The organism is Candidatus Thiodictyon syntrophicum (genome assembly GCF_002813775.1).
Lineage (GTDB): Bacteria > Pseudomonadota > Gammaproteobacteria > Chromatiales > Chromatiaceae > Thiodictyon > Thiodictyon syntrophicum.
The window spans coordinates 169,055-190,222 of record NZ_CP020371.1; the positions used below are offsets into that span (position 1 = coordinate 169,055).

Annotated in this window: 19 protein-coding genes and 1 pseudogene; 4 read left to right on the forward strand and 16 right to left on the reverse strand. The window is 68.1% G+C overall.

Translation table 11 applies throughout. The features are described 5' to 3' along the window. Positions 1-119: 119 nt before the first annotated feature. Together THSYN_RS30060 and THSYN_RS30065 are read right to left on the reverse strand one after the other, a co-directional pair. Entirely contained in the window at positions 120-2,318 is a 2,199-nt protein-coding gene (locus THSYN_RS30060) for an AAA family ATPase (RefSeq protein ID WP_100922776.1), read from the reverse strand. A 2-nt stretch (positions 2,319-2,320) separates the two neighbouring features. Next, a complete protein-coding gene (locus THSYN_RS30065) occupies positions 2,321-2,746 on the reverse strand; it encodes a hypothetical protein (protein ID WP_100922777.1) in 426 nt (141 codons plus the stop codon). Between the two features lie 181 nt (positions 2,747-2,927). Between THSYN_RS30065 and THSYN_RS30070 the strand changes: the two genes are divergently transcribed. The 3 genes from THSYN_RS30070 to THSYN_RS30080 all read left to right on the forward strand — a co-directional run bounded on the left by THSYN_RS30070 (position 2,928) and on the right by THSYN_RS30080 (position 5,143). Then, a complete protein-coding gene (locus tag THSYN_RS30070) occupies positions 2,928-3,938 on the forward strand; it encodes a helix-turn-helix transcriptional regulator (RefSeq protein WP_100922778.1) in 1,011 nt (336 codons plus the stop codon). Between the two features lie 360 nt (positions 3,939-4,298). Continuing rightward, positions 4,299-4,631 carry a type II toxin-antitoxin system prevent-host-death family antitoxin gene (locus tag THSYN_RS30075; protein ID WP_100922779.1) on the forward strand — a complete coding sequence of 111 codons (333 nt, stop codon included), beginning with the start codon at positions 4,299-4,301 and terminating at the stop codon, positions 4,629-4,631. Beyond that, positions 4,628-5,143 (forward strand): PIN domain-containing protein, encoded by a 516-nt coding sequence (locus THSYN_RS30080; RefSeq protein ID WP_100922780.1) that lies wholly within the window; start codon positions 4,628-4,630, stop codon positions 5,141-5,143. Before THSYN_RS30075 ends, THSYN_RS30080 begins: the two co-directional genes overlap by 4 nt. Before the next feature lie 34 nt (positions 5,144-5,177). Here THSYN_RS30080 and THSYN_RS36450 read toward each other — a convergent pair whose 3' ends face one another. The 14 genes and pseudogenes from THSYN_RS36450 to THSYN_RS30150 all read right to left on the reverse strand — a co-directional run bounded on the left by THSYN_RS36450 (position 5,178) and on the right by THSYN_RS30150 (position 20,390). Then, complete coding sequence (locus tag THSYN_RS36450; RefSeq protein ID WP_236849038.1) at positions 5,178-5,357, reverse strand: TrbI/VirB10 family protein; 180 nt, start codon at positions 5,355-5,357, stop codon at positions 5,178-5,180. A 124-nt stretch (positions 5,358-5,481) separates the two neighbouring features. Further along, a complete protein-coding gene (locus THSYN_RS36455) occupies positions 5,482-5,874 on the reverse strand; it encodes a TraB/VirB10 family protein (protein WP_236849050.1) in 393 nt (130 codons plus the stop codon). Positions 5,875-5,960: 86 nt separating this feature from the next. Next, positions 5,961-6,224: pseudogene (locus THSYN_RS30090) on the reverse strand (TraE/TraK family type IV conjugative transfer system protein); the annotation flags it as partial. A 183-nt stretch (positions 6,225-6,407) separates the two neighbouring features. Then, a complete protein-coding gene (locus tag THSYN_RS30100) occupies positions 6,408-7,088 on the reverse strand; it encodes a toprim domain-containing protein (protein WP_100922781.1) in 681 nt (226 codons plus the stop codon). Positions 7,089-7,118: 30 nt separating this feature from the next. Then, positions 7,119-8,894: a ribonuclease catalytic domain-containing protein gene (locus tag THSYN_RS30105; RefSeq protein WP_100922782.1), complete on the reverse strand. Its 1,776-nt coding sequence runs from the start codon at positions 8,892-8,894 to the stop codon at positions 7,119-7,121. Between the two features lie 217 nt (positions 8,895-9,111). Beyond that, positions 9,112-11,361, reverse strand: a complete 2,250-nt coding sequence (locus THSYN_RS30110; RefSeq protein WP_100922783.1) for an ATP-dependent helicase — start codon at positions 11,359-11,361, stop codon at positions 9,112-9,114. 9 nt (positions 11,362-11,370) lie between these two features. After that, positions 11,371-12,384 carry an AcrVA2 family anti-CRISPR protein gene (locus THSYN_RS30115; protein WP_100922784.1) on the reverse strand — a complete coding sequence of 338 codons (1,014 nt, stop codon included), beginning with the start codon at positions 12,382-12,384 and terminating at the stop codon, positions 11,371-11,373. A gap of 213 nt (positions 12,385-12,597) precedes the next feature. Then, positions 12,598-13,341: a PRTRC system protein B gene (locus THSYN_RS30120; RefSeq protein WP_100922785.1), complete on the reverse strand. Its 744-nt coding sequence runs from the start codon at positions 13,339-13,341 to the stop codon at positions 12,598-12,600. After that, positions 13,328-14,458, reverse strand: coding sequence for a hypothetical protein (locus THSYN_RS30125; protein WP_100922786.1), 1,131 nt, complete (start codon positions 14,456-14,458; stop codon positions 13,328-13,330). Before THSYN_RS30125 ends, THSYN_RS30120 begins: the two co-directional genes overlap by 14 nt. A gap of 201 nt (positions 14,459-14,659) precedes the next feature. Next, on the reverse strand, positions 14,660-14,878 hold the full coding sequence (locus THSYN_RS30130; RefSeq protein WP_100922787.1) for a PRTRC system protein C: 219 nt from the start codon (positions 14,876-14,878) through the stop codon (positions 14,660-14,662). A gap of 24 nt (positions 14,879-14,902) precedes the next feature. Continuing rightward, positions 14,903-15,694, reverse strand: a complete 792-nt coding sequence (locus tag THSYN_RS30135) for a PRTRC system ThiF family protein (protein WP_100922788.1) — start codon at positions 15,692-15,694, stop codon at positions 14,903-14,905. A 7-nt stretch (positions 15,695-15,701) separates the two neighbouring features. Then, positions 15,702-16,163, reverse strand: coding sequence for a PRTRC system protein E (locus tag THSYN_RS30140; RefSeq protein ID WP_100922789.1), 462 nt, complete (start codon positions 16,161-16,163; stop codon positions 15,702-15,704). 67 nt (positions 16,164-16,230) lie between these two features. After that, complete coding sequence (locus tag THSYN_RS30145) at positions 16,231-17,988, reverse strand: PRTRC system ParB family protein (protein WP_100922790.1); 1,758 nt, start codon at positions 17,986-17,988, stop codon at positions 16,231-16,233. A 1,052-nt stretch (positions 17,989-19,040) separates the two neighbouring features. Further along, the gene (locus THSYN_RS30150) at positions 19,041-20,390 is read right to left on the reverse strand and encodes an IS701 family transposase (RefSeq protein WP_157817463.1); all 1,350 of its coding nucleotides are present in this window, start codon (positions 20,388-20,390) and stop codon (positions 19,041-19,043) included. Positions 20,391-20,625: 235 nt separating this feature from the next. Between THSYN_RS30150 and THSYN_RS30155 the strand changes: the two genes are divergently transcribed. Beyond that, entirely contained in the window at positions 20,626-21,036 is a 411-nt protein-coding gene (locus tag THSYN_RS30155) for a hypothetical protein (protein WP_100922791.1), read from the forward strand. Positions 21,037-21,168 lie beyond the last annotated feature (132 nt).

A 21,168-nucleotide genomic window follows, 5' to 3' on the forward strand; every position in this document is an offset into this window, starting at 1 on the left:
AAGGCACGCGACCGCAGCCATTCTGTTTGGGGCCTGCTGATTCTGTCATGCGGGAGGTTTCCATTCGAATCGTGAGGATGCGACCTTCAATAGGCCGACGTTAACATAATTCCCTGGGGTTATCGCAACATTCGATGTTCCTCCCCCTTCAACCGACCTTCCCACACCAACCGCCGCAGGAACTGCTCCGGCGTCAGTGTCTCCCTTAGCAGCGCCCGCTGGCGGCAGACCGTGGCGAAGTCACCGGGGGTCAGTCCGTTGGCCTCATCCAAGTGCCGGGCCAGGTCGGGCGGCACCGGCGCACCCACATCCCCCAGTGCCTCCCGGGCGAACAGCGCGCGGCGCTGCACCGGGGTCAGTGTCCGGAAGTGCAGCTTGAAATCGAATCGCCGCAGGGCCGCGGCGTCGATACCCGACATCAGATTGGTGGCGGCAATGAAGATGCCGGGATAGCGCTCCATCTGTTGCAGCAGTTCATTGACCTGAGTGCGCTCCCAGTGATGCCGCGCCTGGCGCCGATCGCTCAAGAAGCTGTCAACCTCATCGAGCAGCAGGACGGTCGTCTCCGGGTCGCTGTCGCGAAACAGCCGTGCCAGGTTGTGCTCGGTCTCACCGACATAGGCTGAGAGCAGATCGGACGCCTGGCGCGCGACCAGTTCGCGGTCCAACGCCTCGGCCAGCACCGTGGCGAAGGCGGTCTTGCCGGTGCCGGGCGGACCGTAGAAGCAGAGGCTGCCGCGGCCCTGGGCGTGCAGGGCGCGGGCGATGGCGCTCGGTGCGATGCCCCCGGCCAGGTTCAGATAGGCGACATCGAAGGCGGTCTCCACCCGCCGCTGCCGCAGTGCCGGGGATCCGTGCAACAGGGTGCGCAGCGCGGCGACACCCTCCCGCACCGTCCGCTCGGGCGGTGCGTCCGGGCACAGGTCCAGCAGCCGACGGGCCGCCGCCAGGCGGGCCGGTGTCTGAGCGACGTCCGCGGCTAGTTCGTCGAGCAGGTCGGGCGGCAGACCGCGGTCGCCCAAGTGCTGTTCGGCCAGCTGCCGGCGTACCGAGCGCGGTGCGGCCGTGAATCCGACCGGCAGGAGGAACCGACGCAGGAAGGCCGGGTCCATGCCCTCGGTACTGTTGGTAATCCAGATCGTCGGGACCGGGTTCTCCTCCAGGATGCGGTTCATCCAGCCCTTCTGGCGGCCCGGCGGCCGGCGGCGCATGAATGAGAACAGTTCGTCATCGGTGTCTAGGACGTCCTCGACCTCGTCGAAGATTAGCAGGGCATCGCGGCGCCGCGCCAGCAGGCGTTGCGCCAGCAGATAGGCCGAAAGGCGCCCGCGGCGCGCGAGTCCGTCGCCGTCGTCATCGGCACTGCGCACCTGCCAGGCACAGAGCCCACAGGCCGCGGCCAGGGCGCGCGCCAGCTCGGTCTTGCCGGTGCCGGGCGGGCCATAGAGAAGCGCATTGACCCCCGCGGCCCCGGTGGCCGCGGCCTGACCCAGGACCCCCTGCAACCGGCCGGCCGCGGCTGCCAGATGCGCAAAAGAATCCAGCCGCCAGACCGCGGGCGGTGCCGGCTCGATCAGGAGCCCGAGCAGTGCCGCCGCGTCCTGGGGTGCCGCGTCCAACAGCTCCCGCAGCAAGTCACTCGGGGGGAACATGTCCTCCATGTCCCCCGGGGCCTGCCTGGACTCCAGGAGCCCGAGCCGGCCTAGCGGGGCGCCTTTGGCGAAGACGGCACGCAAGTCCCCCGCTTCCTGTCCGAGCAGCATGGCCAGGCGTTCGAGATTGGTCCGCGCACTCGCCTGACCGCTCGCCCGAAGCAACAGGCGAAGCGGTTGCGACTGCTCGCGCTGGTGGACAAACTCGAGCACCTCGACGCTCGCCGCATCCAGACCCAGGATCTCGCCGAGCAGGGCGACGGTCGGGGTGGCGGGCGCCGCGGCGTCGGCCGCGGCCAGGCGGTTCAAGACCCAGCGCGGCAGCGTCTGGAAGAAATCGCGCAACCACTGACGTGCCTCGCCGTCCAGCTCCAGCGGGTCCAAATCGTCCCACTCAGCGGACGGATGGCCCTCGAGCAGGGACACCAACTCCGAATCCGGTGCATCTTCCTCGCCCCGTTTGATGACCAGCGAGTTCGCGACGGCCCGCGGGTCGAGCAAGGGTTGGGTCAATAGCCACAGGGCCCCCAGGAAGTTGCGGTCGGCCAGTTGCCGACTGGCCTGCGGGTCGTTGCGGATCCATTGCAGCGCGAGCCGGGCGGCGCGGCGCGCCTCGGCGGGTACGGCGCTGAAGTCCCGGCGCCAGAGGGTACGATGCAGGGCCATGGTTAGCGATCCTCCTGAACGAGTTGAAAGCGGCGGCTGTCGTAATGGAAGGTCACGAACTCGCCACGGTTGGGGTCCTCGTCCCAGATCACCCCGAGCACGCAATCGAGCGGCTCGCGAAAATAGGTGCTGCCGGACTCGCGCTCGGAGTCCCAGACCGGGTTGTCGAGCACCGCGACCACCACCGCGGGACGGCTGTAGCGCGGGACCCGGCGGTTTTTTAGGCCTGGCTTCCACGTCACCAGATCGCCAGGGGCGAAGCGCTGGGGTTGGATGAGCGCCCGATAGCGCTCGCGCAGGACGGCGCCGAGGTCACCGCTGAGGGCCTCCAGCGGTTCGTCGTCGAACAGTGGCGTCGGTGACTCGTCGGTCAGGCCGATGAGCGCGTGCAGCTCGCGGGAGGACAGGGGGCCGTGGTTGCGGGGCATGGCAGACTCCTCTCTATGATGGTTGCGGTGAACCCGGTGCTTGTTCCGGGGCTACCAGGAACCCCGTTGGGCGGCAAAACGCGCGCGGGTGTTTATGTGGTTTTCGCGGCGGCTGATCGCCTGGGCCTGGAGTCTATGAAACCATGCCGATGCGACATCCTCTGTCGTATACTGCCCCCCGATGAGCGCCACCCATGCCACCCGCCTTGAACGTCTGAATCGCCTGGAGCAGTTACTCTCACCCGGCACGCCGCCGGACCAGTGCCCGGACGGTGCCCGGCTGCTGGAAATCCTGGGTGACGCCTATGGGACGGGGGATAAAAAGGCCCGGCGCCGGGCCCTGCAACGGGACCTCGGCGAGCTGGTGAACGAAGGACGCATCGCACCCGCGAATCCCGGCGGCAAGCCGCTGCGTTACCGGCGGGTGGCGGACGGACCGGATGAGGACCCGGCGGTCTGGGACTGGACCCTGCAAACCATCCACGACCTGGCGGCCGAGGCGGTCCCGCGTCGTCAGCTCGAACGGTTGTGGCAGCGGCTACTCACCAATACCGCGGAACCGCGACTCGACGAGGCGCGACTGCGCATCGTCCCGGACACCTTTCGGCTCCAGCCGGCGGAACTCCGCAAAGGGGTGTTGAAGGCGGTGATCCAGTCCTTGATTCAGCGTTGCGCGCTCCAGGTCCTCTACGTCAAACCCGAGGGCCAGCGTGCCGAGGTCTGTCTGCATCCCCAGGCGCTGGTTCAGCGTGGACCCATCCCCTACCTGTTTGCGTTCAAGAATGCCGAGGACGAACCGCTGCGTCTCTATGCCCTGCACCGCATGGTCCGCGCCACCGCCTTGGCCGAGCTGCCGGCCCGGCTCGCCGCCGGGTTCGACCTGGACCAGGCGATTGCTGATGGCCGGGCGGATTTCGGTCAGGGCGAGCTGATCGACTTGGAACTGCGGGTCCGGGGGTATTTGACCGAGGTCCTGAGGTACTGTCCGCTGGCGGCGGGTCAGCGCCAGGAGGATGAGCCGCCGGAGTCCGACTTCAAGCTGCGGGTGTGGGCGCGGGTGCCCTCGACCGGACAGTTGCTACGCTGGCTGCTGGGGGCGGGGGACAATGTGGAGGTGATGGGGCCCGCGGACTTGCGCCGGATTGTCGCGGCGCAGGCGGCGAAGGCGGCAGCGATCTATCGGGACTCGTGAGCGCCGCTCGGTCCTGCTTACGGGTTGGCGAGCGGGAATGCTGTCGGAGCGACATCGGCCATTGGATTGCGGAGATCGACCGGCCGGTCATGGCCGAGTGCGACCATTGTGGCCGCAAGCCGAGAGGCGACCCGCGACGATGTGCGGCACACGTGTTATCCGCTTGCCACCCCGTCAGCGGGTATCTTAATCCGACAGCTTGACCATCGCAGGCCGTGGACTTTCCTCGCCCCGCTGAGGCGCCATCCTGGGCGCTCAACACTTCGAGAAGACACTCGATCAGAGGGCAACCATGGCCCGGGCCCACGACGCGCCCCCATTTATGCTACGCTTCGTGGGCACACTTATCTGGGGGCACTCATGGAAACGCTCGATGTCTTCTCGGTCCGGGATCTGCGCACCCGCTCCGGCGACCTGCTCAAGGACGCCGAGCTTGGGCAGATGTCGCTCATCACCAAACATGGCCGACCCGCCATCCTCGCCCTGCCCTTCGACCGACGGCTGCTGGACCAGGGGGTCCACCGCGCCCTGGCCTTGAGCCTGTTCGAGGGTCGGCAACTGACCCTCGCACAGGCGGCCAAGATCGCCGGGCTGTCGTTGGACGGCTTTATCGACCTGCTGGGGTCGCTCGGCCTGGCCGCGGTGGACTATCCGGCCGAGGAGTTGGCGGGCGAACTGGACATCGCCTTGTGAACCAGGTCGTCGTCGCGGACGCGGGGCCATTGATCGCCTTGGCCCGCATTGACCGGTTGTCGCTGCTCGCATCCCTCTACGAGTCTGTGCAGGTCCCCGAGACCGTGCTGGTCGAACTGTGCGTGGATTCAGGCCGGCCGGGAGCGCGGGTGTTGTCGGCCGCCCTCGCCCGCGGCGTCATCCAGCCGCAGGCGCTGGCGCCCGGTGCCGAGGCGGAACTGGCTCGCCTCTGCCTGTCGCTGGACGCCGGCGAGGCCTCTGCGATCCTGCTGGCCGAGCAGACCGACTGCCGCTTCTTGCTGATCGACGAGCGTCGCGGGCGGGACGTCGCCCGGCGCCGTGGGCTCCCGGTGGTCGGTCTGGCCGGGGTGCTGCTGGCCGCCAAGCGCTCCGGTCTGTTGGAGTCCGTCGGGCCCCTGTTGGCCGACCTGTCGCATCAGGGATATCGGCTTGCGGATGCGCTGGTCGCGGAGGTCTTGCGGCTGGCCGGAGAGGCGGATCGCAGCAGCTAAATCGGAGGCACGCGGCGGCGCCTCAGCCGCCCAATCACCTCCCCAACCGCAACGACACCCCCTTGTTCACAATCAACTCCACCGCCCGCCCCGCATCGACCTCCAGCACCGGAAAGATCTGCTCCGCCATTTCCATGTAATAGTCGGCCAACCGGTCCATGGCCCCGCCGACCCCACCTGCCGCCCCTGCCGCCGCGGCCTGGGGGGTGAACATCGACTGGTACTGCAGTTGGCTCCCGCCGGTACTGATCGGGATGCTCGGGACTGGGTGAAGACCTTGGCGAAGGAGGTCAGGAACCCGGCCTGCAGGGCCTTGGCGAGCAGCGCGCCGTGCTTGCTCACCAGGCGACCGCGCACCCGACCTTATCGTCCTTGCTCACCGCGTAGGCGTCGAGCGAGACCTCGATCACGCCACCGTCGGTGCGCACGCAGGTCAGGGTCTCGCTGCGCAGCAGGGCGCGTTCCGAGCCCAGGTCGCCGAAGCCGCCGACGATCACGAAGCACTCCTTCACGTCGGCGCGATAGCGGTTGGGGAGGGTGGCATCATGTTTGATGCGCAGCAGCGCCGGGGTCGGGTCCTTGCGGGCGCCCGGCCCGGTCGGGGCGTCCAGACCGTTGAGCAGGACCCCGCGCAGCATGGCGCTGGCCGGGATGAAGAGGGCGTCGCGCGGCTGAGTGGGTGCCCGTCCCTTGCCCTGCGCAGCGGAGGCACTGACGACCCGAATCTCCATCGGTCGCGCTGGATTGCGGGCCGCGCCCGGCGCCTGTCCTGGCGCAGCGCGGGTGCAAGCAGCGGGTCCAGGGCTTGTCTGAGAAACTGTGCATTGGTCGGACTGACGTTGCCGAGCAGCTCCGCCACGAACAGCGCCCATGCCTCCTTGACCTCCTGACTGGCCGAGGAGCGGGCGATCGTGACCTCGCCTTCGAGCACCGGCGGGACCAGGACCACGGTGCGCTCGGTCTGGTTCAGCGTGATCGCGAGCGCAATGTTGGCGCCGATCAGCAGCAGGATGACGATGCGGTTGTCGCGGTTCTCCAGCGCCAACCCGTTCCAGGTGGCCAGGAAGCGGTTGAGGTTCATGGCAGCCACCGGCGGGCGAAGGGGTTCGGGGTGGTCTGTCCGCGCAGCGGCAGCAGGCCGTGCCGGTAGAGGACATGCAGGGCATAGCCGTCCGGCCGCCGCTCCCGGATTCGGCGGGAATGCGGGAGACTGGCGGATCGGATCGCCGTCGTCAGTGGCAGCGCCCCGAACGAGCGGGATTGGTCAGTCGCGAGGATGCTGAGCGGGGCGCCCGCCGCCGAACACCGTGATTGCTGCTTGCGCGTCCGCCGCGCCGACCCGCCACAACGTGCGCGTCGCGGGATCGAGACAGGTTGCCGCGAGGACATGCAGGTCGGTCCCGGCGAGCCCGCGGTAGCGCCGCATGGCGATCTGCGGATCGCCATGCGTCTTCAGTTGCCCGGCAACGGCCCGCAGTTCCTGTTCGCAGCGAACATGGTGCTCGCCATGCTGGGGATGCCCGACCGACTCGACCATGAGGGTCGCGAGCGGCGCGCGCGCGATGCCCACGCGACCGTCGTCGAGCAAAGGTCGCATCCAGCGGTAGAAGAACAGCGTGACCAGGGCCCCGCAGTGGATGCCGTCGGCATCCGGGTCCATGAGCAGGATCACACGATCGTACCGCAAGGCCTGGAGCGCGAACGCGTCGCCCAGCCCCGTGCCAAGCGCCTGTGTGAGGGCCGTGAACCACGGATTGGCCACGACCTTCTGTGCGGTTGCGCGGACCGTGTTGAGCGGCTTGCCTTGCATCGGCAGCACCGCCTGGAACTGCGCGTTGCGCATCCGGCTCACGGCACCCGCGGCCGAATCGCCTTCGACGACATACAGCTCCGCGCCGGAGCCGAGGCCATGGTAAGTGCAGTCGTCGAGCTTGAGCGGAGGCATCGAGTCAATTACGAGCGTTAGGACGCAGCGTCAGTCGGCCAGCAGCCCGAAGACCCAGCGGTCCCGCTGCGCATCGAAGCCCCGGACGTAGAGTCGCCCCCGGTCACCCAGCCGCGCCAGGACGCGGCCATCGGAACCGGCCCGCACAGCGATGCCGTCCGGGTCGATCGCCACCGGCTCGCCCACCACCCCCGCCACATCGGCTGTATAGACCTTGATCTCCAGCGGCGGGGCGTCGAGCAAACAGTAGAGCCGATTGGATCGCAGGCCCATCACCGTCGCGCGCCGACGTGGCCGCTCGGCCTCGGGCAGACCCAGGTCCGCCTTGAACAGTCCATTGATGGCGACCCGGTTGACGTCCTTCAGCAGCCGCGACTGAAGCTCCCGGGCGCGGTTGGCGCCGTCAATGACCTGTCGGCGCACCGTGCGATCGTCGCGCGCGACGCTGGGCGGTGCGCCGGTCAGCTTCGCGATGGTTTCGTGGTGCAGGAAGATGCCCACGATCTCCCGCATGGGGGCGGTGAAGCGGCCGTAGACCTCGGCCCCCACCCCCGTATGGGGCGCCGGCTCCGCCGAGTAGGTAGCGCGCAGGTTGGTGATCACCGCCTGTCGACTCACCACCTGCGCGAGACGCCCCTCCTCCCCGTCGGCGGGCAGCCCACGCAGATAGTCGGCCAGGCTCTGACCGGCTTGCCGATGCCAGGTCCAGACCGCCGCGTCGAGCCTGCGCAGCGCGACGAGCCCGACAATCCGGCGCTCCAACTCGGCCAGCGCCGCGGGCGGCGGGGCCGGGTGGACCCGGTAGATCGGCTCGATGGCATCGTCGGCGCTGTCACCCTCCAGGAGAAAGCGCGCCCCCTGTGTGTTGCAGAGCACGGAGACCTCTTCATTCCAGCGTTCCACGGGGTTCACCACCGGTCGCACCGCGACCAGTCCGCGGACGCCGTCGACCAGGGTCAGATCGACCTCATCGCGCCGATAGCGCACCACCCCCTCCCGGTCGCGCCGCCGCGCCAGGGTCTCGCCCAGGTCGCGAAAGGCGGACAGGCTTGCGAGCAATTCAGGCGCCTCCGGACCGGCGCCGGCGTCACCGGCAAGCATCCGCGCCACCTGCTCGAACGCCAGCTTGGCGCGACTCTGGACCCGTGCCCGCACCCAGTCGCACCGAACGACTTGGCCGTCGGCGTCGAGCTCCAGGACCATGACCAGCGCCCGCCGTGAAACCGCGGGCGAGAGCGAGACGATGCCTTCGGACAGCACCCGTGGAAGCATGGGGATCGTGAGTCCTGGCAGATAGAAGCTCGCTGCACGCCGCAGGGCCTCCGCGAACAGGGCGCTGCCCAGGGGCGCGAACCAGGAAGCATCCGCCAAGGCGTAATGGAGCCGAAAGCCCGTCGCCAACGGTTCGACATGGAGCGCCTGATCCAGGTCGCGGGTCGCGGGGCCGTCGATGGTGCAAAACGGCAGCCCCGTCAGGTCCGCAAGCTGCGGGTCGTCGATCCCTGGGCGCGCTCGTAGCGCGTCCGCATCCGCCATGACCCTGGGCGGAAACACGGGATTCAGCCCGTGGCGTACGGCCAGCGCATAGACCACGGCCAGGGCGCTGCCGGAGGTGGCGACACGCTCGCGCACCCACGCGCCCCGTGGGTCCGTCTCGGCGAGTACATAGTCGCCTTCACCGACCTCCTCGCCCGCGGCCAGCGGCGACTGGCTCGCGGGGGTGGGGCCGAAGCAACGCTCCAGGACCAAGTGACCCTGGACCCGGATACCCAGGCCCAGAAACGATTCGCGGTCAGAATGCTGCATTACCACCTCGGATTCGTCGGCAGGGCGCTTGGTTCAGGTAACTCATCGGGGACTATCCCCACCACCACCAGTCGCAGGCTCAGGCGATCCGGGTGTTTGGCGCGGCGCCCTCCCGTGCGCTCGTGATGGACGGACGCGTGGACGACCGCACTCGGGAGACGGCCCCGGGCGGGATCGAAACACCCGCCACTTCCTGCGGAACGCGGTTCAAGCGCCTTCACACCCGCTCCATGGCCACGACGCCCGACTTGATGTAGCGATGGGTCCCGCCGAAGTTGATGTCCAGGATGTCCTTGTCGCGAACGCCGACCACCAGGCCATCGCCAAAAAAAGGATGTCGTACCCGGTCGTTGATGCCCCAGTCGCCGGGGGGCACCGGCACCGTCTGTGGCTCAGCCGGCGCTTGGTAGCGCTCCTCAAGCCCGACTTCCCCCAGATAGCGGTTGAGCACCGGTGCCGCCTGAAGCGACGCCTCCGGCAACGATGCCCCGGGATCGGCGCCGGACAGCCGATGGGTGATCGCTTCCCCGAGTGCCGTGCTGGTGCGCAGATTGGCCTCGAAGGCGAAGGGGCTGGCGGCGCTCTTCGCCCGACCGGGACCCCGGGTGGGGATACCGAGCCACACCGCATCGAAGCGCGCATCCGGCGGCACGACCAGCAGGAGTTGTTCCTGGACGCGGGTCATTGCCACATAGGCGAGCCGCCGTTCTTCCTCGGCACTGGCTCGGCGCGACGGGAACAGCCCGTCCTCCAACCCGGTGACGATGACCAGGGGGAACTCGCGCCCCTTCACCTGGTGAATCGACGACAAGAGCACGGCGTCGCCGCCGGCCTCATAGCGTTCCCGCGCTCGCCGCAGCGCATCCATGCGCGCGACGAACTCACCCACCGTGGTGCGGGTGCGCACCGCCCAGTCCAGGAGCGTCTGATAGGCCAACTCCTTTTCGGCCGCCGCCTCACTGGTCGCCGCGGTGGCGAACGCGCTCACCAGGTCGGTGGTGCTGGCATAGAACCGCAGCGCATCGGCGGCCGGTAGGTCGGCCCACCCCAGAGCCTCGTGCCATACCTGCGCACGATCACCGATCCGCGTTTCGTGGTAGGGCTTCTTGGCCTGGCGGGCGGTCTCCATGAGCAGGGCCGGGGCCTGCGCGGGTGCCCGCACAATGGCATCCGCCAAGGCATCCAGGGTGGCCGCCGTGAGCCACAGGGTCGGGGTCGAGAGCATGTGCCGGACGATCTCGCGCGCCCGCGGCTCGGCGAAGAGGGTGCCGGCGGCGAGGCGCAGGTAGCCCAAGAGCCCGGCGATCTCGGGGACCCGAAAGAGGTCGTCCTTCGCCTTGACGTAGGGGATGTCACGCTCCAACAGGGCCAGTTCCAGGCTCAGCGTCTGGGCCCAGAGTCGGGCGAGGACCGCGACCTCGCGCAGCGACCGCCCGGCGCGCCGCCAGCCGTCGATGGCCGCCACCACCGCCGCCTGGTCCCCGGCCGAGGTGGCACGGAGCACCTCGATGGCGGTGTCCGGCGTGGACAGCGCCGAGACGCACAGGGTGTCCATGCGGTTGCGGTTGTGGCCGATCAACTGGGCGGCGGCCAGCGACACCCGGTGGCCGAAACGGAAGGTCCGGGACAGGGTGTAGCGGGTCGCCCCGGGGAAGTACCGGGCGAACTCCTCCCCCATGATCTCGGGTCGCGCACCGCGCCAGGCATAGATGCACTGCGAATCATCGCCCACCGCGTTCAGGTGGGCGCGGGTACCCACCAGTTGGATCAGCAGTTCGACCTGGACGCGACTGACATCCTGGAACTCATCGACTACCACCAGGTCCAGCTTGTTCGTAACCAGCGCGAGCGCTGTGGGGTTGGCCCGCATCACCGCCACGGGGTCCGACAGCAGGTCGGCGAAGAACCGCAGGCCCGCGCGCTCGCGCGCCTGCTCGAAGAGGACGAAGGCCCGCACGAAGTAGGCGCACGACGGCAGCAGGCCAAAGGTCCGGAAGGCGTCCGCGGCGGACAGCAGGTCCGACTTGACCAACCCGATGAAGGCCCGAAACGCCTCGAACGCATCCTGGCTCGGGTACTCGTCGCTGCCCGCCTCTTTCAGCGCCGCCAGGGCGGCCTCGCGGGCGAGTTTTTTCTCCACGGCTTCGCTGGTTTCCAGGCGACGACGCGGCAGCAGGTCATGCTTCTCGAACAGCGTGGTCAGCGACAGCCCCAGGCTGTGGAAGGTGGACACCTTGGGCGCGGCGCGGTGTGTCGGCAGCGCCCCCGCCAGCCGGGTCTGAAACTCCTTCGCCGCTTCGCGGTTGAAGGCGAGTACGCGGATGCGTTCCGCCGGGACCCCCTGCTCCAGCAGGAACAGGACCCGGCCGACCAGCATGTGGGTCTTGCCCGAGCCGGCCACGGCGTAGGTAAGGCTGTGGCCGCCGGTGTGCTCGATGGCGCGCAGTTGTTCGTCGGTGTAGTTCATGGATCGCGCCTAGTGGTCCCGCACCGGTCGCACCGTCACCGGCAGACCATGAACCCGGTCCGCCCCGACCAGAATCGGCGGCAACCAGCGCACCACGCGCTCGCGTTCGACATCCAGGGCGCCACGCCAGAAGGAGTGCCAGTGGGCAGCACGCACATGGGGTCGCGGCGATGTCCGTTGACTGTCCAGGGCCGATTCCCTGGGTTCGCGCGCCTCCGCGGCGTGCCGCAAGACGGCCCCGATGCGCTCCCCGACGCGCCAGACCGACGGGTTATCCGGCGGAAACAGGCGCAGGCCCTTCTTGGTTCGCTTCGTGACCGGCCAGGGTGGGCGTTCGTAATCGGCGTCCTCCGCGCACAGGTACAGCAGCAGGGACAAGAGTCTCCCATAGACCGACTGCGCCGCGGCGGCAAACCCGTCCGGAATCCCACCGCCCGCGACGCCTGCAGCGATCCCCTCCCGCCACTCCGCCTCGACCTGAGCAAGTCCTTCTTCCAAGGTCCCGACCAACGGGACATGCCCGATGGCAAGTTGCACATCGGTGTCCAGGCCCAGGGTCAGGATGTCCTGGCAGCGATCCGCTCGCCAGTCGAGCCAGGCGAAGGCCCCATGCACCGGCGCGTCACCGCCGCCGATCAGGGGCGCGCAGAGCCCCGGTGTCTCCACATAGACGCCCCACGCCGGCAACCGGCGAAAATGCTCGCCGGGGATGAGCCCTGCGATTGGCGTCTCCAGCAGCGCCGTGTAGAGGTCCGGGTCGAAGCGGAACACCTGTTGCGTCGCCCGCCACGCGGCCAGACCGGCGAGTTCAAGGGCCGGAGCGACGATCTCCCACGCATGGGACGGCAGCGCCCTTCCCGCGGCGCGGTGCGCGGTCGCCAGCGCCACTCCGGCCACGTCGAGCGGCGCATAGACATAGGTGGGCCACGCGCCGGCACGGCGCTGGCGTAAGTCTTCCAGGGCGCGCCAGGACCCAGGGTGGACATGACCGAAGGTTTCGAGGATTTGACGGGGGCGAAGCATTGGCTCGCAACTCCTTTTCACTTGACTACACCAAACACAGGGCAGCTTCGGCGGCGTCACAGCGCCACTCGCAGTGACGTTGGTTTCCCGCGCCCGGCTTGCCACAGGCCGTCGCCCGGGGCCGCAGTTGCCCTGGGTGATCGCCGTCTCGAACGGGTCCATGGGTGCCAAATCTTGGCACCTGCACGTTACGCTGATTTCGTCCGGAACCATCTAACCGCTCCGCTCCAACCCCAGCCAGGCCTCCAACCGCCGCCCCATGGGGACCAGAGCCGCGGGCGGAAAGCGGGTCGCCTTGGCCCGCGCCAGTTCGCGCCAGAACCGCACATGGTCCCCGTCGCTGGTCTCGCCGCGGTCCTGCCGATAGGCCAGGTTCCCCCGAAAGTTACCGTGACTGAACAGGGTGTCGAAGATCGCACGCTCGTACCCGGGCATGGCATCAATGCCGTCCAGGTGCGGGACCGTGGCACTGCCGAGGCACACCCGGCCGTCCTGGTAGACATTCCACAGCGGCGCATGGAATAGCGGCGTGCGCGCCGTCGGCCGCCCGCGTGACTTGATGGCGGCGAGCCGGATGGCGCCATCGGTGGCGGCGAACACCAGGGTTGGCCAGGGCACGTCCAGGCGGATCGACCCGTCCTTTTTCCCACGAAAGAGGATGGGGCGCACACTGCCTGGCACAGACCAGACCAATGCTTCGTCGCCGCAGGCCAGCAGGTTCGGCGGGGTCCACCGTAACTCACTGGTGCGCTCCCCGAGCAGGGTTTCTAGCAGGGCGCGGGCATCGGCCACGGTCAGCGGCCGACCGGGGAGAATCCGAGTTCCGCCCGCGTCATCGTCCAGCGGATGATAGGTGATCCCGCCCCCGCCCTCGCGGCGCTGTTCATGGAAGACGATGGCCCCGGTGGGGCGTGTCGTGGTGATGTTGGGCAGCGCCCTGCTGTCAGTGAGCGGCATCTTCGACCTCAGCGCAGGACGGGGCGGCCAGGATCAGGCCCATCGCGGTCGCCGCGTTGGTCAGGGCGTCCAGGATGGACCGGGCACCGCCGGCCACGAAGGGATAACTGGCGATCATGCGCTCGCCTGTCTGGGCGACCTGATCGAGGGTGTCTTGGAGTGCATCCCCGAACCAGGGCAGCCCGGGGTCCAGTTGGATCAGCCAGTCGAGCGCCCACGCACCCTCATCCTCCGCGGTGGGCGCGGCCGGAGAGCGCCCCACTGCGGCCCGGAGCCGGGCACATACCAACCGGAGCCAGCGCGCCCAGGCCAGGTCGACCGGATGCGCATCGCCACGCTCCAGGTACGCGACTAACCGAGCGGCCTTGGCATCCACCTGCGCGACGGTCAGCGGGCGGCGGCGGTGTTGGCGTTTCACGAACGCCTGCCAGCGGTCCCGCACGTCAACCCAAGACGCCAACTCGGCGGCCAGGTCCACCGCGTCAGCCACAGACTCGGTGCCCCATGCCAACAGCCCGCACTCCTGGCTCTCCTCGACGCAGGCGGTATGGAAGGCGTCGGGGTCGTTGCGCACTGCCGCGGGCACCGCCAGAAAGGCGTCCAGGCGCTCCTCCACGGTCCAGAACAGGTCCGGCTGCCAGCCGCGGGTGATGTCGATCCCCAGGGTCTGGCTCATCAGGATGCAGACCCGATAACACAGGCGCGCCAGATCGGGATGCAGCGTGAGAAACGGCAGGCGATTGCAAACCAGGGCCGCGCCCTCGCCCACGAGGTGGATCGCCCCGTCGCCCTCCTCCCGCCCTTCCATGCCGATCAGCAAGGCCGGGTGCAGCGCCGGGTCCACCAGGTCCGCGACCTGCGCGTTCAGATAGTCGCCGATGGCCCGAAGGGCAGTCGTGGCCAGTCCATAGAGGGGACGGGCATCGCCGCCGTCGTTCGCGTCCAGGGCCACGGCCACCGCCTCGCCATCCACCAGCCCGGCTTCCAGGGTGAACTCCAACAGGCCAGCGACCGCTTGCCAGTCGTGTTCCAGCCAGTCGGCATAGGCACGGCGGGCGTCCGTCTCCCCATGGAAGGTGCCTGGGGCGGCGCGCAGAGGAAACGCGAGTGGACTCAAGCAGGTGGGAGTGCCCTCGGGTCGAACCCGCCACGCCGCCGATCGTTGGCGGCGCGACTGAGGATCTGACCGATCCGGCGCTGTTGCCAGCCTTCTGTGACCCTGAGCCCGCATGGGGTGTGCTCCTGTGCCGGTGGCATTGCGCGGTGATCCGCCCAGGCGCGGAGCCGGGCGGTGATCTCGCCGGGGTTCATTGCCGGCCTATCCCTTGGTCTTGACCGTCGGCCGCTCGACGGGATAGACCAGGGTCCCGTCCGCGCGGAACTCGGGCGCCGCCAGCGTCGCGCCTTGGACCTGGGGGAAGTTCGGTGCGTACAGCGCCAGCGCGTCCTCGGCGGACAGGGAGGCGTCAGGGTCGGCCAGTTCCAGGGCGCCGAGGCGAAAGACGCGGGGCGGGGTCTCGATGGTGGTTGCGGTCATGGGATAGTCCTTATGGTCTGGGGATCAGGCGGCCTGGCGCGCGGCGACGAGTCCAAAGCTCGCCCAGGTGCGGGGGTCGATGGCCAACTCGCGCACGCGCACGCCGGTGGGGTTGATGAAGAAGCCGTGGACGCCGATGGTGCCGTGTCGCACCAACTGCCACAGCAGATCGGCGGCGGCGACGGCCACCCAGCGGTTGATGAACAGGTCTTGGGCGGCCAGGGCCTCAGCGGCGGAACAGCTTGGCGTGTCGTCGGCGTCCAGGCGCTCGGCCTGCGCCAGTTCCGGGAACAGGTCATAGACGTTGGGCAGGCGGGCCGGGTCCGCCCTCCAGCCCGCCAGATGGCCCAAGACGACCTGACCGGTGCGCGCCCCATTGCCAAGGTCGAGCCACAGGGTGTCGCGCCAGCGGTAGGGGTCCAACAGCCAATCGTGGGTGCCGATTTCACGGCGCACCCGGGCCTTGTCCACGCACGTGACCAGTAGATCGACCCGCGGCATGGCGGCGAGCACCGCCACGGTGAGGGCCTCGGCATAGCCCCGCCCGCTCAGACCGCCGAAGGTTCCGTAACGGTGCATCAAGAGTTGTGCTTTGTTTTGGCCCCGGTCGGCTGGCCAGAAGCGTTGCCGCACGGTATTGGTCGTCGAAACCGTATCGGGGTCGAACACGGACATCTGGAACCCTGGGTGTCCCAGGGCGCGCAGAGCACGGTCGATCCGTGCGAGCCCGTCGAGGACTTCGCTGCCGCTGCCCCCGGCACCCGCCAGGACTATGCGGATGGGGTTCGATACCCAATGGTTTGGTAGGACAAACATGACCCGCTCAGGCGAACAGATTGTTGGGGTCGACCGGCACGGCCGGGGCGGACCGCGCGGGCGCCGGCACCGGGGTCGGGGTCGGGGTCGGGTCCAGCGGGGCCGCAGCAACCGCAGAGGTCCCCGCCGCCGCTTTCGTGCCCTGCTCCAGCAGCCGGGCACCTGCCTTCCCCGCTTCCTTCAACGCCTCCAATGAAGTGACCTTCATTTCCACATCCCGGCGGCGCTCGCCGTAGGTGGCGAGCAGCGCGGGCAACCGGGCATCCAGTTCCGCGATGCTCCCGGTGATCCGCAGCGGCATCGCCAGCGCCGCGCGCAGGGGCGCCGCATCGCCTTCGAGATTCTCCACCGGCCGGATCAGAAGGGGCTGGACCAGGAGGGTCAGGCCGCCATCCGGGTTACGGGCGATCTCGAAGCGGAGGCGTTCGCCCGCGGTCAGGACGCCGACAAGTTGTTCAAATAGGTCCATTACGGTCTCCGTTGGTATTGCGGGCATTGTTGTCGGTTGGGTTGCGGCGGCGCATCCGGGGCGGGTATCAGGTCCGCCGCGCCAGGGTCTTGAACCGCCCAACCACGGCCTGGGGCACGAAGCAGGACCAGTCGAAGGCGCCCGGGGCCAGCGCCGCGGCGATGATCGCGTCGACCTTGCCTTGCATCAGCCGGGCGTACCTGGCTTCGCCGTGGGTGGCGTCGTACCAGGCAGCGAAGCCGGCCTCACGCAACAGCGCATCCATGCCCGCCTTGCGGTGCGCCCGCAGGAACGGCTCATCCACGCGGAATCGCTGCGTCAGGTCGGTCTGGGTGGTGGTGAGGATTGCCACCGTCGCCCCGGGCAGATCGCCGTCGTTTCGTTCCATGAGGACGTAGCGCACCAGGGCCGCTTCCAGGGCGACACACTGCGCATCGGCCAGGGCCACCAGGACGGTCATGGCACTCGCGCGTGCAATCGGCACGGCGACCACCCCGAGTTTCTCGGTGTCCGTGAACCCGGTATCCCGCAGCAGGGCATAGAGGCGCACGGCACGGGCAACGCGCGCATCCTCCTGAGCCAGGTCCGCCGCGATGGCGCGCAGCTTGGCATCGGTTACGTCTTGGACCTTCTGGGGGGTCGCTTCGGCGTGCGGACTTTCACCAGCCGGTTGCTGGGTTGCCGCTGCCTGCCGCTTCTTCGGCCGTGCGGCCGGTGCCGCGACCGTACCCGGATCGGTGGCGGCGGGCGCGTCCTGCGGGGTCGCAAGCAGACGACGGTAACCCTGCTGCTTCTCGGCCCGGCAGGTCGGGTTGAAGCACACGTCCTCCGTAATCTGCCCCTCATGCCCTGGGACCGTGGCCAGCAACACACCGAAGTTGGCGCACCCCCGGCACCCCTGCCCGAACTGCTGCGGACCCACGCCGTGGACGCCGGTTGCCTCCAACACGGCGAAGGTGCCCGGCGCACGCTCCGTATCGAGCCAGACGGCCTGATACTGCTCCGCCAGGGACAACTTCTTGCCTGCCAGGGCGACCATCGTTTTACCGCCGAAACATTTCATGTTGGCGCACTTGGCGCCATCGAGGTAGGTCTCGAACAGTTCACGCTGGACGGCCGAGTTATGGTGGCAGTCCAAGCAGCCCGTCTTGTCGAAGATCGCCGGTTTCAGTGGGCGGGCGACCTGGCCGATGCGCTCCAAGAGCGCAGCGACGGAGATCCGTTGTGCGATGATCCGGGGCAGGTTGGCGTCCTGGTTCTCGGCGGGCAGGGTGGCCAGCAACTCCCCGTGGCCCAGGTTCAGGGTTCGCGCATCCAGCGCCGCCAGGACCGCCGGGGTGCAGTTCAGCAGGGCCAAGCGACTCTTGAGCCGCGTCTCGCTCCATCCCAAGCGCCGCCGGGCCTCGTCCCGGTCGCCGTGACAGAGGGTCAGCAGGTCCCGCGCCTTCTGCGCTTCCTCGCTTGGGACCAGATCGTCCCGGTGGGTGTTCTCGACCATCGACATCTGCATGGACTGGAGGTCATCCACCACGCGCACGAACGCAGGGATTTCGTCCAGCCCGGCCTCGCGGGCCGCCCGCCAGCGCCGCTCCCCGGCGATGATCTGGTAGCACCCGCCGTCGATGGCACGCACCACGATGGGCTGGATGATGCCCTGGGTGCGGACCGACTCGACCAGTTCACGCATCTTGGCCACGTCGAAGTGGCGGCGCGGGTTGTGCCCCGCGCGCGGCGTAATCACGCTGACAGGCAACCAGGAGAGTTGGCCGTCCTCGGCGGACGGCGGAGGTATGGCAGCTTCCGGGATAACAGGGTGGGTTTGCATGGTGCCTCTTATTGGTCTATCGGTCATTCGTGGATTCGATACGGAGGTTCCAGCGAGACAGGGATTCCCGCTACTTGCGCCCTTTTTGCGGCATCGCCGTCGGTGACGGACGCGGACAACCAATGACCGCCCAGGAATCCTTGCTGGGTTGGGGAGCCGGTGTCTTGTTCCTCCAGTGCTTACCCTCACAGTGATCTAGGTTAGATGACTCGCTCGGGGCGTGAGAACGCCGCCGTGCCACTGGCCCCGCGACAGGTCCAGGCGAGCGCGCCAGTGATCGCTGGGGTGATGCGGTACGGGTCTACACCAGCCCACCAATAGAGGACCGTTGCGGCGGCACGGGACCGCGGCACGATCTGGACATCGAGGCGCTTCGCTTGCCACAAAGGGAGCGGGGTACGAAGCTTACTGGAGTCGTCACCAGCCGCACGGATCGGATGCTCAACAAAACTGTTCATACCCCACCTCGTAGTCGTTCCACGTTTCCGAACCACGCGATCCGGATGTTAATGGATCGCTGATCCAACACGCCCTAAGACTCACGCGGCCGACCCTTGCGCCAATCAACATCCTTGTTCCACGCGCCGCAAGCTGATTTTCGACTGGGCTTATCGCCCGGCGCCGAGCCGCTATAGGTGCCATTATAACGCCCCGACTTCTTTCGTCAATAGTGTTATAAATTTATTACTTTTCGCTTTACGCTGTTCGCCGCACTTGCTAGGCTGCTCCCCATGGACCACGTTTCGTCAATGCAGAGGTTGATATGAGCGGCACCCCGCGACCGGCGACACCAGTAGAACGCTTTTCAGCGTCCGTAACGGACGGCAATCTAAAAGGGGCGCTTGATGCGCTGGTATGCCTCCCGGTCAATGTAATGCGCGAAGTTCTATTAACTCGACTTTGGCCATTTTAGGCGCATCCGCTCATCGTGCCAGCCGCGACCGGCAATCGCGGGGCCAGGGTCCGCACGGCGGACCCTGGGGGACCACGGAGCCAACCCGTCAGGCCCGCTCCGCGGCGGCGCGGCGGCGCGGCACGCCGCGCGACGCGGCTCAGGCGGTCGCGGCCAGTTGCGCGAGCACGCGCTCCCAGGCGGGGCGGGAAATTACCACCTGATCCTGATCCGCAAGCGAGTTGACGTAATTCCCCTCGGCCCAGATGGTGCGGCGCACCAGCGCCAGGCAATCGGAAAAGGTGGCCTGCGGCTTGAAGTACCAAGCGGTCGAGCGCGGCAAGGACGCCCAGTGCTCACGCAGCCGATGCACCATCAAGCAGACGATGGAAAACAGCGCCAGCAATGCCGGCGTGGTGCGGGCGATGGCCTTGGCGGCCCATTGGCGCTGGGTCTCGACGCCCAGGTGGCGACGGACCTCGGCGAAGGTGACTTCGATCGACCAGCGCAAGACGAACCATTCGATGACGCGTACCGACGGCACGGTCAGGTCAGTGGTGAAGAACGCCTCGGCGGCCAGCGGGTCGGCCGGATCGACGACCAATACCCAGCGGATCGGCAGGGGCGGCCACCCCGGGGTATGCCAGAGACAGACCCCGCTGAGCAGACGCAGCGTCTTGGTCTCGCCGCGATACCACTGAACCGTGGTCTCGGTGCCGTGCGTACGCGCCTCCTCCAGGCGTGTGGCCAACTTGGCCAGGGGTGGGCCTTTCTTCGGCTTGGGGCCACGCCGTCCCGGCGGCACCGGTGCGGGCGGCCCGAACAAGCGTGCATCCAGGCGCAGGCGCGAAATCAGGGCCGCCTGCGCGCTGAGGCACTCCCAGCCCAGGCGCACACAGGAGTAGCTGCCGTCCCCAACGAGGACCCAGCGGCGGCGCGTGAGCCCGCGCGCCACCAGCCGGACCATGACGAGGGTCCAGTCGATCACGGTCCGATGGGCCTTGCCAGCCGCGACGTTGGCCCGTTGCGAGGGCGCCAGCAACGTCAGGAACGGCAATGCCCAGGGCCGCCGACTCCACGGCAAGGGGACGATCAACGCCATGCAGATCCATTGCAGGCCCAGACAGGTCACCACGCGACTTTTGCTCGAGCGCACGGCATCGCGGTACATCCCCTTGGCAGCAATGCGCGCGCCCTTGCGCCGCTCCAGGGTCTCGTCCACGACGATCAGCAACGGCCAGCCGGGCGGCAGCAGCGCGATCAGCAGCCCCAGCAGGATCTGCGACCCCTGCACCCCCGACCAGCGCCCGCGACTCAGCACCCGGTGGTAACGCTCGAACCGGGGCGCGTGCCCCAGCCCCATGACCCGCAGGGCCGCGGCCACCGTGCGCGGGCCTTGGGCCAGCAACGTGCCGGTCAACAAGACCTGCACATGGCGCCAGGTCGGCGCGGTGAACAGCGGCGCAAAGGGCAGCAAAGTCGGTACAATCGAGGCGGGCAGGTGGGGCATCAGGAGGTACGTCCGGTGTCTTGGTCGACCTCGGAACATACACTGTTGGTGCCCCGCCTGCCTTCCCCCTGCGTGTCCCCGCGTGCCACGGCCACGGGCGGATGCTGGCTGGCCGCGACGATCGGCCGCCGCAGCCCCCGCTCAGCACACGCTTCGCCACCACCGCGGCGTCACGCGCGGGGCCGTCGCCCAACTGCAAAAATGGCCAAAGTCGAGATTAAATGCGGGTTTTCGAGTGGCCTTTGAGAAGACCAGGCCAAAAGTCCTGGCCTATGTTCAGGTTCAGTTGATGCAGGCCGTTTCAGCGCGGGCATTGCCCCGTAACCCCTGGAAAGATGAACCAGAACTGCCAACCGATGCAGTGTTCGGTTCAACGCCCGCGGTCATCGGGGATAACGAGTGGCGCGTGATCGTGCGCCCCAGCGTCTTGGACGGACTCCGTACCGAGTATCAATGGCGCCGGATTGGCTCGCTCACCTGGCGCCAGGCTGGAGAATGGCCGACCTACAACTACAACGATGGGATGTATATGGGTTGCCCGCGGTCTTTGGCGGACAAGGTGTTCTTCCCGAACGAGTCGGCAATCAGGCGAGCGCTCGGCCTGGTGGGCGTTTCTCAGCCCTCGCAACAGGCGTTTACGTTTTAGGGGATCAGGCTATGCGTTCAGAACGTAATCGAAGACAAAAACATGAGCGGTAGCAACACCAAACGCTCCGTAGTCTGGTTCTCCTGGAATCGGGGCTGGGATAGGGTCCTGTTCTTCGGTGCCGGTGTCGGC

Bases quoted from the DNA above. Each gene is read 5' to 3' on its own strand.
- THSYN_RS30060 (WP_100922776.1), bottom strand. From the start codon at position 2,318: ATGGCCCTGCATCGTACCCTCTGGCGCCGGGACTTCAGCGCCGTACCC.
- THSYN_RS30065 (WP_100922777.1), bottom strand. From the start codon at position 2,746: ATGCCCCGCAACCACGGCCCCCTGTCCTCCCGCGAGCTGCACGCGCTC.
- THSYN_RS30070 (WP_100922778.1), top strand. From the start codon at position 2,928: ATGAGCGCCACCCATGCCACCCGCCTTGAACGTCTGAATCGCCTGGAG.
- THSYN_RS30075 (WP_100922779.1), top strand. From the start codon at position 4,299: ATGGAAACGCTCGATGTCTTCTCGGTCCGGGATCTGCGCACCCGCTCC.
- THSYN_RS36450 (WP_236849038.1), bottom strand. From the start codon at position 5,357: ATGTTCACCCCCCAGGCCGCGGCGGCAGGGGCGGCAGGTGGGGTCGGC.
- THSYN_RS36455 (WP_236849050.1), bottom strand. From the start codon at position 5,874: ATGGAGATTCGGGTCGTCAGTGCCTCCGCTGCGCAGGGCAAGGGACGG.
- THSYN_RS30100 (WP_100922781.1), bottom strand. From the start codon at position 7,088: ATGCCTCCGCTCAAGCTCGACGACTGCACTTACCATGGCCTCGGCTCC.
- THSYN_RS30105 (WP_100922782.1), bottom strand. From the start codon at position 8,894: ATGCAGCATTCTGACCGCGAATCGTTTCTGGGCCTGGGTATCCGGGTC.
- THSYN_RS30110 (WP_100922783.1), bottom strand. From the start codon at position 11,361: ATGAACTACACCGACGAACAACTGCGCGCCATCGAGCACACCGGCGGC.
- THSYN_RS30115 (WP_100922784.1), bottom strand. From the start codon at position 12,384: ATGCTTCGCCCCCGTCAAATCCTCGAAACCTTCGGTCATGTCCACCCT.
- THSYN_RS30120 (WP_100922785.1), bottom strand. From the start codon at position 13,341: ATGCCGCTCACTGACAGCAGGGCGCTGCCCAACATCACCACGACACGC.
- THSYN_RS30130 (WP_100922787.1), bottom strand. From the start codon at position 14,878: ATGACCGCAACCACCATCGAGACCCCGCCCCGCGTCTTTCGCCTCGGC.
- THSYN_RS30135 (WP_100922788.1), bottom strand. From the start codon at position 15,694: ATGTTTGTCCTACCAAACCATTGGGTATCGAACCCCATCCGCATAGTC.
- THSYN_RS30140 (WP_100922789.1), bottom strand. From the start codon at position 16,163: ATGGACCTATTTGAACAACTTGTCGGCGTCCTGACCGCGGGCGAACGC.
- THSYN_RS30145 (WP_100922790.1), bottom strand. From the start codon at position 17,988: ATGCAAACCCACCCTGTTATCCCGGAAGCTGCCATACCTCCGCCGTCC.
- THSYN_RS30150 (WP_157817463.1), bottom strand. From the start codon at position 20,390: ATGCCCCACCTGCCCGCCTCGATTGTACCGACTTTGCTGCCCTTTGCG.